General features: G+C 69.6%; 7 protein-coding genes and 1 pseudogene. 3 read left to right on the top strand and 5 right to left on the bottom strand.

The window, feature by feature from the left end; translation table 11 throughout:
* Nucleotides 1-54 precede the first annotated feature (54 nt).
* Together AC07EJ_RS11890 and otnK are read right to left on the bottom strand one after the other, a co-directional pair.
* The gene (locus AC07EJ_RS11890; RefSeq protein ID WP_389476608.1) at nt 55-750 is read right to left on the bottom strand and encodes a class II aldolase/adducin family protein; all 696 of its coding nucleotides are present in this window, start codon (nt 748-750) and stop codon (nt 55-57) included.
* Nucleotides 747-2039, bottom strand: a complete 1293-nt coding sequence (gene otnK / locus AC07EJ_RS11885) for a 3-oxo-tetronate kinase (RefSeq protein ID WP_478884146.1) — start codon at nt 2037-2039, stop codon at nt 747-749. The genes AC07EJ_RS11890 and otnK overlap by 4 nt, the downstream gene beginning before the upstream one ends.
* Nucleotides 2040-2872: 833 nt before the next feature.
* On the opposite strand from otnK, the gene AC07EJ_RS11880 reads away from it, so the two are divergent.
* The gene (locus AC07EJ_RS11880; RefSeq protein WP_478884145.1) at nt 2873-3610 is read left to right on the top strand and encodes a dienelactone hydrolase family protein; all 738 of its coding nucleotides are present in this window, start codon (nt 2873-2875) and stop codon (nt 3608-3610) included.
* A 1300-nt stretch (nt 3611-4910) separates the two neighbouring features.
* Here AC07EJ_RS11880 and AC07EJ_RS11875 read toward each other — a convergent pair.
* Entirely contained in the window at nt 4911-7919 is a 3009-nt protein-coding gene (locus tag AC07EJ_RS11875) for an FG-GAP repeat domain-containing protein (protein ID WP_478884144.1), read from the bottom strand.
* 270 nt (nt 7920-8189) lie between these two features.
* Between AC07EJ_RS11875 and AC07EJ_RS11870 the strand changes: the two genes are divergently transcribed.
* Nucleotides 8190-9692, top strand: a complete 1503-nt coding sequence (locus AC07EJ_RS11870) for a COG1361 family protein (RefSeq protein WP_478884143.1) — start codon at nt 8190-8192, stop codon at nt 9690-9692.
* 91 nt (nt 9693-9783) lie between these two features.
* Nucleotides 9784-10842 carry a vWA domain-containing protein gene (locus AC07EJ_RS11865; RefSeq protein ID WP_389476598.1) on the top strand — a complete coding sequence of 353 codons (1059 nt, stop codon included), beginning with the start codon at nt 9784-9786 and terminating at the stop codon, nt 10840-10842.
* A 52-nt stretch (nt 10843-10894) separates the two neighbouring features.
* Here the strand turns inward: AC07EJ_RS11865 and AC07EJ_RS11860 are convergent, their stop codons facing one another.
* On the bottom strand, nt 10895-11596 hold the full coding sequence (locus AC07EJ_RS11860; RefSeq protein ID WP_478884142.1) for a ThuA domain-containing protein: 702 nt from the start codon (nt 11594-11596) through the stop codon (nt 10895-10897).
* Nucleotides 11597-11626: 30 nt separating this feature from the next.
* A pseudogene (locus tag AC07EJ_RS11855) lies at nt 11627-12599 on the bottom strand (hydroxyacid dehydrogenase).
* Between the last annotated feature and the right edge of the window lie 35 nt (nt 12600-12634).

Below are 12634 nucleotides of genomic sequence, written 5' to 3'. Positions count from 1 at the left end.
CGGGGACGGGGGAGAGGGACGGGGCCCCGGGGGAGTGGGACGGGGAAGAGCTGGTCACCACGCCGCGCCGAACGCGGACCGCAGTTCGGCGAGGGCGGGGGCGGGGAGTGGCTCGGGCCGACGGTCGGTCAGAAGCCAGAGGCGTGCCGTCTCCTCGAGTTCCTCGAGGACGGCGAGCGCGGCGGCGGCGTCCGGGCCCCAGACCACGGGGCCGAGGCGGTCGAGCAGGACGGCCCTGATCGGCGTGCCGCTCGCCGCGCGGTCGGCGATGCGGGCGCTGACCAGATCGGCCACGCGCGGATCGCCGGGCCGGTGGTAGGGGACGAGCGGGACGTGCCCGACCTTCATCACGTAGTACGGGGTGATGGGCGGGAGCACGTCATCCTGACTCCACACGCCGGACAGGGTGAGGCCGACCAGGTGCGTGGAGTGGGTGTGGAGGACGAACCGGGCCGTGGGATCGGCGGCGTAGATACGTCGATGGAGCGTCAGGGTCTTGCTGGCGCGGTCGCCCGAGACCTGCTCACCGTCGGCGTCGACCAGCGCGAGACGGTCGGGTTCGAGGAAGCCCAGGGCCGCGTCGGTCGGCGTGATCAGATGGCCGCCGTCGACCCTGGCGCTGATGTTCCCGGCGCTGGCGTGGACGTAGCCCCGGGCGAACAGGCTCGTGCCCACCCGGACGATCTCGTGGCGCGCCTCATCGACGGCGGTGATGTCCAGGCTCATGTCCAGGCGCGTGTTCAGGCTCATGAGGCGTCCTCGCCGAGCAGGGCGAATGACGCCGAGAAGAAGTCGGGGCCACCGAAGTTGCCGGACTTGAGGGCGATGTGGAGGGTGTCTCCGTCGGGGAGAGTGGTCGCGCACCACGGGACACCGGGGTCGATCTGCGGGCCTATCCGCAGCCCGGTGACGCCGAGCGCTCGGACGACCGCTCCGGACGTCTCACCGCCGGCGACGACGAGCTGCCGGACGCCGCGCTCCACCAGCCCCTGCGCGATGCGGGCCAGGGTCCGCTCCACGAGCTCACCGGCCTCGGCGGTGCCGAGTTGGCCCTGGACGGCCCGTACCGCGTCGGGCGAATCGGTGGAGTGCACGAGGACCGGCCCGTCGGCCAGGTGCGCCCCGGCGAAGGCCAGCGCCTCGCCCGCCACGTCCTCGCCGGCCGCGACTCGCAACGGGTCCACGCCGAACGCGGGCCGCCCGCTGCGCAGGAACTCCCGCACCTGGCCGTTCGTGGCGACGGACACCGAGCCGGAAACGACGGCCTGATGCCCAGCGGGCGGCGGCAGTTGGGCAGCGGTGGGGGAGGGCTTGAACCCCCAGTTCGCGGGCAGCCCGATCGCGAGACCCGAGCCGGCCGTCACCAGCGGCAGCCCCTGGACCGCCGCGCCGAGACGCAAGAGGTCGTCATTGGTGACGGCGTCGACGACAGCAGCGCCCACACCTTCGGCGCGCAGTTCGTCGATACGGACCCGGATCGCCACGGCGCCGCCCGCGACGGCGGTGTGGTCGATGAGGCCGACCGGCCGCGTGGTCTGCGCGCCGAGTACGGAGACCAGGTTGGAGTCGGTCATCGGTGTGAGCGGGTGGCGGCGCATGCCGCTGTCGCTCAACAGCACGTCGCCGACGAAGAGATGCCCCTTGAAGACCGTGCGCCCGTTGTCGGGAAAGGCGGGGGTCGCGACCGTGAAGTCAGTGCCCAGCGCGGACATCAGGGCCTCGGTGACCGGCCCGATGTTGCCGTCGGGCGTCGAGTCGAAGGTCGAGCAGAACTTGAAGTAGATCTGCTCGGCGCCCACGGACCTCAGCCAGGCCAGCGCCCGCAGCGACGCCTCTACGGCGTCGGCGGCCGGGACGGTCCGCGACTTGAGGGCGATGACCACGGCGTCCGCGTCCGCTGCCTGGCGGGCTGCGTGCCGGTCGGCGTCCGACGGTACGTCGATGAGCTGGACCACGCGCATGCCCGCGCGCACCAGGTTGTTGGCCAGGTCCGTGGCACCGGTGAAGTCGTCGGCGATGCAGCCGAGTCGGATCCGCATGTCAGACCTCCGCCGGCTTCGGCAGGTCCATGCCCGTGGCTACGTCCACGTCCATATCCACGCCTGCCCCCGTGCGAAGGGCGGACCTGTCCTGGCAATTCATGCGCAACGTCCTTGTCTCGCAGTGCTGTCGGGGCGCGACCCGGCTCCCGGTCCCGCCCGTTTCCGGTCGGCGATCGGGTCATATGATGACCTGCGGACGTAAGTTGGCGCGCTGTGACGTCGGTCACATCGCCATGAGGGCCTCGGACATTACGTGCGATCCGGTCGCATAGGGGCCAGGAGAGCCGCGTCGCCGGTGCGGAGGAGGGGCTCAGGCGGGAGAGTCACCAGTTGATTCCGGCCGCCACTGGCCGGTCCTCGACTGCGAACGGGGAGATGCCGCCCCCTCCGCCTCCTGCGGAGATCCGCTACAGCGGCGAATACTCCACCGACCCCCTCGGTGACGCGTCCATCGCGCACATGTGCACCCGCCTGCCCTCCGTTCTGCGTCGCATCTGCCACATGGCCTGGCAACTCGACCGCTCGGCCGTGGCCCTCCTCATCGCCTGCCAACTCGTCACCGTTCGGCGGCCTGAGTGTGTGGATCGGCGGGCCGGGTACCACGTGCGCCAAGCCGCCCTTTAACTTCGACGCCGAGTGCCTCGTCGGCGAGGAGGGCCGCTTCGCTGAGTGGAGCCAGACGATCGGACGCGATCTCTTCCCGATGGGCAACCAGATGATCTTGAAGCCCTGAGTGCTCGGCCCCTGTGTTTCAGAGGGACACGCGCGCTGTTCTGCCAGCGGCGGAACACCGGCCGGACCGGGCTCGACGGTCACTACAGTCCAGTCTCGTGACGACGATTACGACGCGTACGGTCGAGTACCCCGCGGACGGTTTGACGATGATCGGGCACCTCGCGCTCCCGGCCGGTATCGACCGCCGGCCCGCGGTGCTGCTCGGACCAGAGGGCATGGGGCTCAGCGACGTCGAGCGCCGCAGGGCCGATGCTCTCGCCGAGCTGGGATATGTAGCGCTGGCCTTCGACCTTCACGGCGGGCGCTATTTGGGCGACCCCGAGGAGATGCTGGCCCGTTGCCTGCCGCTGCTCGCCGACCCCGACCGGATGCGGGGCATCGGCCACGCGGCGCTCGACCTGTTGCGCACCGAACCGCGGACCGACCCCGACCGGATCGGCGCCATCGGCTACGGCACCGGGGGCGCCATCGCGCTGGAACTCGGGCGCGACGGCGTCAACCTGCGCGCGATCGGGACAGTCAACGCAACTACCACGGGCCGACCGGGCGAGGCGGAGCGCATTCGCTGCCCGGTGTGGGCCGGGGTCGGGTCGGAAGACCCGATCATGCCGCCCGCGCAACAGAACGCGTTCACCGCTGAGATGCAGGCCGCGGGCGTCGACTGGCGCCTCGCGGTCTACGGCGGCGCCTTGCACGCCTTCCACCATCCGCCGGTCGACCACCCCGTGGTCCCCGGCGTCGACTACCACCCACAGCACGCGCAGCGAGCCTGGCGCGACGTCGTCGACCTGCTCACCGAGTGCCTGCCCGTGAAGGAGGATCTGGGGGTATGACCCAGGCAAACATGCCGGCGCCTGGCCTGGTCGGCGTCGGGCACTGACGGCCCCCTCCCCTCAAGTCCGCACAGCAGAGCCGCATTCGGGCAAATGCTCGATTGCGGAGACGTATGCACAACTGCCGCAGTAAATGCCGGATTTACTGCGACGGAGCCCCTGCCGTGATCGTCGCGACCTGCGGCGGTCCGTTCCGGCCGCCAGGGCGAGGTGTACGCATTTACTGCGGCTTCACTGTGCTGTCCACGTGCGAAGTCGCATCAAGATCAACTCATTGCCCCTTTGGCGCGTATCTCGGCTGGACCCCACGTACGGGCGAACGCGGCCACTTCCTGATGCGTTGAGGAGGGCTGGTCGGCACTCTGCTGCGTAGTCGGTGTGCTGCGGCAGGGGGTGGTCGGCGATGGTCTTGGATCCGCGTCGCTGCTCGGAACTACGGCAATTTCGGGGGCTGTTGGAGTCCGGGGCAATTGGAGTCCGGGGCAATGAGCCTGTCGGAGATCGCCCGAGCTACCGGCTCAAGAACCGTCTCCAGGCCATCGAGCGCGAGAACCAAGTGGCCTAACAGTTCGGGACGTTCGCCCTACACATCTGGGGAGAGCATGCACCAAGAACATCCGAACGGCAGTCAGCACCTTGTTGATCCGGCTCTCGCCCCGGATCGGCTTCGCACCCGGCCCAGGCAACACCACCCGCCGCTGACCGCCGTTTCCCGGGGTCCACTTCAGCCACAGCATGAACAACCCCATGTCGCGAGCGGCGGTCCGCCATTCCCGCCTGGAGTTCGCGCACCAGGTCAGGAACAGCACGACGGCCTCGGCGTACGCCTTCGTCGTCGTCTCTGCCCGCCCCCGGGCCAACCTCAGCTCCCGGAGGAAGCGGTCAGCTTCCTCCACCACACCCAATTCATCGTCCACCACGGTCCAATACCGGATGCCTGATGGCAGCCGTACAGGCAATGCACGCACTGATCTACCTCTACTCCACGAGTTGATCGCAACGATCCACCGCAGAGCCACACCCCCTGAGAACCGTCGCAACCTCCTCAACGAGAAGGACTTGTACGACGTCACACCACAGCCGGGGAACCCTCAGAGAACACGAAGATCGCCGACCGCGTGGGCGTGATGGAGCACGGCCGGATCACCGAGCAGGGCGGGTACGACGAACTGGCCCACGCCGGCGGCCTTTTCACCGACTTCTCGCCCTGGCCCAGGACCGGTGACGCCCGAGGTCCGCACCGGTCCGCCCGTGGCCCACGCCTGCACCCGACTGTCTCAACCGGGCTACTGGAACACGCCTAGAACACGCCCTTGTAGACCTGCCAACCCGTGGCGATCTTCGTCCGCCCCGTGAACGATCCGTTCCCCTTGCCGTCGTTGCGGTAGAGGTTGCCGGAGGTGTCGCGCTCGACCAGGTCGGGCTTGCCGTCACCAGTGATGTCACCGACCCCGACGACCGTCTGGTACGTGGCTCCCCAGCCGGTGAAGACAGTGACCCGGTCCTTGAGCGTGCCGTCGCCTGCCCCGTCGTAGCGATACAGCGTCCCGTCGTTGCGGCGGGCGAGCACGTCACCGATGCCGTCGCCGTTCAGGTCGCCCACGCCGACGATGTGGGTGTACGTGGTCCAGGCCGAGCGGATCTTCGTGCCGGGAGCCAGCGTGCCCGTACTCGTCCCCGCGAAGACATAGATGTCACCGGTCGATGCCTTGCGCCCGAGCAGGTCGGGCCGGCCGTCTCCGGTCAGGTCGCCGGGCGAGGTGAGGGTGTTGTACGCGCTCCAGCCGGTGCCCAGCTTCGTGTAAGGGGCCGACGGGGTGAGCGCGCTGCCGCTCGTGCGGTAGGCGCGCAGCTCGCCTCCGGTGGTCCGGACGAGCGTCTCGTTCCAGTCGTCGCCGTTCAGATCGCCGAACGGCACCGCGACGGTGGCCGTCGACCAGCCACTCGCCGAGGTCTTCCCGGAGAACGTGCCCTTCCCGGTGCCGTGTTGGTAGGTGAACGCGCCCGAGGAGTTCATGGTGAGCAGGTCGCCGGTGCCGTCCCGCCCGACCATGTCGTGCTGGGCGGCGCGCGCCCCGGAGATCGCCACGCTGCCGGTCTTCGTCAGTGCGGCTCCCTGTCCGTCGGCCGGCTGCGCGGTCAGTGTCCAGGTGTACGTGGCGTCCGGAGCGGACACGTCTGTCACCCCGGTCCAGCCGTCCCATGCTGCGGTGAGCATGCCCCGGGCCTCGCCGCCGGTCAGCGTGCGGGCGGTCTTGCCGGTCACCTTGTTCTTCAGGACGAGCGTCCAGGACGACACCGGCTTGGACAGCCACCACCGCGGCTTCCAGTAGTTCGCCTCGAGGAACACCTTGGCGCTGGCAGGCACCGACGAGTCGGTCTGGGCGAGGGCGGCCGATGCGATGCCAGTGGGTACGACGTGCACATTGCCGTCGGTGTCGACGTAGGCCACCCGGTCGCCGCTCGGGTCGACCGTCCAGTCCCGGCCCGCCGTGATGCCGCCGGCGGCACCGATCGTGTGCGACGTGGGCGTGGCGGTGGTGACGTCGACCACGGTCACCTGGTGCCCGGCGTCCACGTACGCGACGAACCCGTCGCCGAGCAGGCCCGACCGGGTTCCGGTCAGGCGACGTACAGCTCCGTCGGCCAGGTTCACGACGCCGGCGCCGTCGGCTGCCGTGGCGCACTCCCAGTACACGTGGCGGGCCGTCGCCTGTACGGATCCCAACGTGCAGTCCGTGCCCAGCGCGAGGGTGCGGCCGACCGTGCCGGTGGTGACATCGGTGCCGGTCACCTTGCCGGATCCGGCCGCCTGCCACAGCGTGCGGCCCCACAGGGCGGCGGCGCCGGTGCCGGTCACGGTGCGCACCACCGCGCCCGAGTCCAGGTCGCGGACCTCGGTGGCGGTTGCGGTGCGGTAGGCGACGTACCGGCCGGAGACGCCCAGGACGGACAGCTGCGACTGACCGGTGGCGATCTGCGTGCCCGGCACCTGCTTGCTCTTGTCGACGAGGTGCAGGACGCCGTCCGCCGACGCGTACAGGACGCGGCCGTCGCCGGTCGGGTGCAGGGCGGGGCATCCGGCCGCGCCGCACGCCCCGGCCGTGCCGAGGTTCTCCTTGGTGACCGCGTCGGGCACGCCGGTGAGGGCCAACTTGCGCTCGTGGAAGGAGGACTGGCCGCCCGCGTAGGCGTCGACGGTTGCCAGGCGCCCCTGTGAGAGGGCCAGTCCGTCGGTCCGCGAGGGGTACCAGGGGGCCGGTAGGACGACGTCGTCGCGCAGTGTTCCCTCGGAGGTCTCGGTGAAGCGGTGGACCCCGTAGTCGCCGCCCGCGTCCTTGCGGCCGAACACCAGCAGGCTGCCGTCCGGGCCGGGCACCATCTGTGCCCCTCCGGTGTATCCGTAGTCGAGGACCTGGCTGCTGGTGCCGTCGGCGGATGCGGCGGTCACCGGCCCGCCGCCGTCCTTCGCCCACAGCAGGCGGGAGCCGACGAGGCCTTGGGCGAGTGTGGTCGGGTCGTTCGGCACGCTCCACTGCCCACCCGAGCCGTCGCGCGGGGCGACGTACGTCTTCTTGGCCGCGAAGTCGTACCAGGACACGGCTTGCGGCGTCACCTGAAGCCGCTGCGGCACGATGTTCGGCGGGGTGGGCAGGGCCGTCATCCGGGCGGTTTCCAGGTCGACGAGGCCGAACCGGCCTTCAGTCGCGGTCGTGTACCGCACGACCACCGATGATCCGTCACCCGTTTCGGGTGCCACCGCGCCCCCCGGCCCGCTGCAGTTCGCGCCGTCCGGCAGTCCCGTCACCGTACGGTCCGACACCTCACCGTCTGCGCCGAGCCTCACGAGGTGGCACTGGCCGTCGGCGTACGCCACGGCAGTCTCGCCGACCACGGCCTGCAGGGTGAGACCGGCGGGCACGCGCAGGGTGCGCCGCGCACCGTCGACGGGGTCGACGAGAACGACTTCACCGGCCGTGCTCGTCGTGTAGGCGACGGTGTCGGCGTGGGTGTTGAAAAGGCGAACGAGGTCTTCGGGCCGGTCGAACGGCGTCGAGTGACCAGTCGCGTAGTCGGTCCACGCGTAGTCGGCGGAGCCCGTGGCGGCGTGCAGAAAGCCCGTGCGGCCCGCCGTGTACATGCGTTCCGACACGATGGTCCTGCCGTACGGCGCGAACACCGCCTCGTCCGCGGCGCCCGCGGCGGCCGTGCCGACGAAGGGAAGCGCCGTTCCCGCGGCCGCGAGCACGGCGGCCGTCACGATGGCTGTGCGCGCACGACGTCTGCGCAGGAAGCCGGTGAAACCCATGGAACCCTCCCGGAACGGGCGCACGGTGACCGCGCGGAGCCGCGAACGTGAAGGAGGGTGTGGGGCCCCTCGGTAAGTGTCCTCTGCATCAAGGATTCCGGGAGCCTAGCAGTCCGACGGACCGAGCTGATCAGGTCGCCAAGTCCCGTCCCGCTGCGGGGTGTAGGGGATCAGCGTTGGCGTTGGTGGCGCGAGGGATCGGTCGGTCCGAGGCTCCGAGCTTGCCTGACAGGGCTGTCCTGACGTGCGCACGTCGGGCAGACTGCGGCCATGTTTTCCTGGCGGAGCTACGCACTGGCCGCGGTCCTGGTCACGGTCACCGCGCTGACGGGAGCCTGGCGGGCCCCGGCCGCCACGGCTCCACGTGACATCAGCAGGCCGGTCTTCTATCTGAGCCTGCACCCCGACACCGCCCCGCCCAGCAGCAATGTGCTGGCCCTTGACATCGATTACGACGGGCCCCGGCGCACGGGCCGGATCACCGTCGACGCCCGCGATATTGAGGGCGTGGCGCATTTCAGCGAGGCGGATGACGGCTGCGGCCCGCGCAAGGGCGTCTTCAGCTGCGACATGTCGCTGAACCCCAAAACGGCGGGCTGGACGGAGAAGCAGCTGGTCATGCAGCCGGCCGCGGGAGCCAGGCCCGGGGACTCCGGCGTGCTGCGGTACACCGTGACCGCTGAGGGTGTGTCCCCCGTCCACGGCAGCGTCGTCGTGATCGCCGGACGGCCGGAGCTCCGGGTCAACGAGGGGGAGGACGTGCCAGGGATCAGCCCAGGAGACTCGTTCGACGTGCCGATTCTCATCCGCAACACCGGTGATGTCCCGGCGCGCGGAGTGGCGTTGGGCCTCCACGGCGGCGGGGACCTCTACCCGGCCACGAGCCACCGCAACTGTGCACGGCTGAGCGAGGACGGCGAAACCCGGTGCCTGTTCCCCGACGCCGTCATCGCACCGGGCGAGACGTGGCGTGTGACTCCTGTTCCGCGGTCCAAAGCGAGCGAGGATGCCGTGGACCCTCGCCAGAGCTATGCGGCATCGGCGTACAACGCCGACCTGAAGCCGGGCGACCTCGGACGTGATCCGCAGCGCGGCGACGGTCCGGCGCTGCGCCTCGAACGGGAGCCCGGCGACGGCGACGGCCGGCTTTTCACCACCGATTCCGGCCCGGCCACCATCGATGTCCCGGTGAGCAACCGCGCGGACTTCGAAGCGCGCGGCGATTCGCTGGGCGGGAAGGTCGGCGCTGTGCGCAAGGTCAGCATCGGCTACGTCAACAACGGCCCGGGTGATCCGGATGTGGCCAAGGTGCGGGCGGTGTTCACGGTGCCGCCCGGGGCGAAGGTGGTGCATGCGCCTTATGACCCTGCGCTCGAGGAGGAGGGGGACGCGCAGCACTGTTTGACCGACGATCGCGGCCGTACGTATGTGTGTGACGGGAACACGAAGGTTGGTCGGGAGAACCTCTTCGAGTTCACGCTGCGGATCGTCAGGAAGGACAGCAGGCCGGGGTCTGTGGCCGTCATGGCGGAAGTCGTCCGGGACAGGGGCAGCACGAGGCTGCCGGATCAGCGGCCGGGCAACGACAAGGCCGCGGTCCGGCTGACGGCGTCCGGCCCCGCCCCGGCGGCGGACACCGGCGCCGGCGGACCGGCGGTGTGGACGGCCTCGGCCGGGGCGGCGGCTGTGGTGGGTGCGGGGGGTGTGCTGGTGGTGCGGCGGATACGCAGGCAGAGGTTGGCGGACCCGGCTGCAGACGAGCGTTCCAGCTGACGTGGCGGGTGATTGAGCGTCAAAGCCGTTGTCAGTGCCTCCTCATAGAGTGAAGACATCACTCGGGGAGCCTCGGAGGGGGAGCACAAACGTGTCCGCAAACAAGATCCAGCACAAGGTGAATCACGTCGCGCTGGTAGTGGACTGTTCGGGTTCAATGCGTCCGCACCAGAGTCAACTCATTCGCGTTGTGGACGAGTTCGTGGCGGGCTTGAAGGCCGAGTCGGACAGCCTCGGCCACGAGACACGGATCAGTCTCTACTCCTTCGATCACACGGTGGAGAATCTGGTCTGGGACATGGACGTGAAGCATTTGCCGTCCATGCGGGGGCTGTACCGGGTCAACAATGGCGCTACGGCCCTCATCGAGGCTTCTCTGAAGTCCCTGGACGACCTGGGCCATATCTGGGAGGAATACGGCGAGCACAGTTTCCTCCAGATCGTCGTGACGGACGGCGAGGAGAACGCCTCCGGCGGCGACAGGCGGCACGACGGTGACATGGCCATCCTCGGCCCCTGGCTCGACAGGATCACGGCGAAGATGGGCGGTCTGCCGGGACACTGGACTTCCGCGATCCTCGTTCCGAACTCCCTGGCCAAGCGCACCGCCCAGAACTACGGCTTCCCGGCCGGGAACATCGCCATCTGGGACGCCGATTCCCAGAAGGGCGTCGAGGAGGCGATCGGCACGGTGCGCGCTGCCGCGACCAGCTTCCTCCGCGGGCGGGAGCAGGGAGTGCGCGGCACGAAGAACCTGTTCGCCGTCGGCCAGGACATATCGGTTGACGAGGTACGGGCGAATCTCGAACCGATCGCGGCTGACAAGTACCGGCTCCTGAAAGTCGACAAGGAAGTCGAGATTCGCCCCTTCGTCAATTCGCATCCGGGCGTGGAGTACGAACGCGGCTCTTGTTACTACCAGTTGGGCGTAAGGGCCCAGGTTCAGCCGAACAAGGAAGTCATCGTGGTCGAGAAGGACACCGACCGCGCCTACACCGGCGACGCGGCACGCAGCCTTTTGTTCGGTACGGACGTCCAGGGAACCGTCTCCGTGAAGGCAGGGAACAACCCCAAGTTGGAGGTATACGTGCAGAGCCGTTCGGTGAACAGGAAACTCAAGCCGAAGACGCGTCTGCTCATCATGCTCTGACATCAATGAGCGATGAGCGATGAGCGGGCCGGTCCGGGAATTCCCGTTCCCATTAGCCCGCCGCGCCCGCCGCCCCCTCCTCCGCCCCCGCCGCCCAGCGCAGGCCGCCCAGGAGGTGGCGGCGGAAAGCGGGGGCGGTGTAGGCGTCGATCGCGTGGCCCAGCGCCGTATAGAAGGAGCGGCCGGCGCCGGACTCCTTGCACCAGATCACGGGGTGATCGGCGCCCATGCCACCGCCCTCGTAGCCGGATTCGTCGACGGTGGCCAGGACCCGTACGCCGGGTCGGCGCGGGGTGCTGCGGAAGTCGTACCACTCGTCGTTCCAGTCCCACCGCAGTGGCAGGTGGGCCATCGCCGGATGGCTCGGGTCCTCGACCAGCACGGTGCCGGGCTGGACGGCGGGGTGGCCGGCGAAGCGCGCGCCGAGCAGGTCGCCGTAGTACGGCCATTGGTACTCGGTGCACGCGGCGGAGTGAACGCCCATGAAGCCGCCGCCGTCCGAAATCCAGCGCCGCAGCGCTGCCTGTCCGTCCGGGGTGAGCACCTCGCCGCTGGTGGACAGGAAGACCACGGCACTGCGCCCTGCGAGGGAGGCATCCGTGAAGACCGCGGGGTCCTCGGAGGCCTCCACCGTGAAGCCGTGCGCCTCGCCGAGCTCGCGCAGGGCGGCCTTGCCGGAATGGATGGAGTCGTGGCGGTAGCCCGTGGTGCGGGTGTAGACGAGAACGTCCGACAGGCGGCCGGTGTGGCGCATGTGGCACTCCGAGTTGTTGCGCACGGGAATTCAGGCGGACGTCGTCAGGGCCGCGCGGGTCACGGGATGCTTGAACTCCCGCCCTGCGCAGTAGCGTTCGATCTTCGTCCAGCGCGCTCCGGGTGATGCGCGCGAGCTCGCCGCCGAGCGAGCCGGCGATATGCGGGGTCAGGAGCACGTTGGGCAGCGAGTACAGCGGCGATGTCTCCGGCAGCTCCTCGGGATCGGTGACGTCGAGGACGGCGTGGATGCGTCCTGACGAGGCTTCGGCGGTGAGGGCCTGGGTGTCGACGAGCGAGCCCCGCCCGGTGTTGATGAGTGTGGCGCCGTCCCGCAGCAGCGACAGCCTGCGGGCGTCCATCAGGTGGTAGGTCTCGGGCAGAGCGGGGGCGTGGAGCGAGACGACATCGCAGACAGCAAGCATCTCCTCGAGGCCGACGAGCCGGGCCCCCAACCTCTCGGCCGTCGCCGCGTCGATGTGGGGATCGGCCAGCAGGACTTCGAAGTCATAGGGGCGCAGCAGCTCCAGCACCCTGCGCCCCACCAGGGATGCGCCCACCACGCCGACCGTCCTGCGGTAGTTGCCGAAGCCGGGAAAGCGCGCCGACCAGTCCAGGGCGGCTCGATGTTCGCGGTAGAGCCCGCCGATCTCCAGTACGCGCTTGTTGGCGAAGAGGACGGCGGCGACGGTGTACTCGGCGACCGGCACGGCGTTGGCGGCGGCCGCGGTGGAGACCAGGAGTCCGCGGTCCCAGCACGCCTCGGTCACGTGGTGTTTGACGCTCCCCGCGGCGTGCACGACGGCCTTCAGCGCAGGCATGCGGGCCAGCACACTGTTGTCGAGCGGAGGGCATCCCCAGGAAGTGATCAGGATTTCGACAGTCGCCAGGTCCGGAACGTGGTCGAACCCCTCGGCGACGAGCTGCGGATCGATCCCGACGTGACGGGTCAGCCGTTGGACGGCGGTCGGCGGGAAGAGGGCATCGCGGTGGGGGCGGCCCATGGCGAACAGGGCGCGCGGGCGCGGCTGGGTGGATG

Source organism: Streptomyces sp. NPDC045026 (assembly GCF_056432625.1).
The sequence above is the reverse complement of the archived record's forward strand: the minus strand, read 5'-3'. Positions and strand labels throughout refer to the sequence as shown.

Coding starts and splice junctions, on each gene's coding strand:
- AC07EJ_RS11890 (WP_389476608.1), bottom strand. CDS start 750: ATGAGCCTGAACACGCGCCTGGACATGAGCCTGGACATCACCGCCGTC.
- otnK (WP_478884146.1), bottom strand. CDS start 2,039: ATGCGGATCCGACTCGGCTGCATCGCCGACGACTTCACCGGTGCCACG.
- AC07EJ_RS11875 (WP_478884144.1), bottom strand. CDS start 7,919: ATGGGTTTCACCGGCTTCCTGCGCAGACGTCGTGCGCGCACAGCCATC.
- AC07EJ_RS11870 (WP_478884143.1), top strand. CDS start 8,190: ATGTTTTCCTGGCGGAGCTACGCACTGGCCGCGGTCCTGGTCACGGTC.
- AC07EJ_RS11860 (WP_478884142.1), bottom strand. CDS start 11,596: ATGCGCCACACCGGCCGCCTGTCGGACGTTCTCGTCTACACCCGCACC.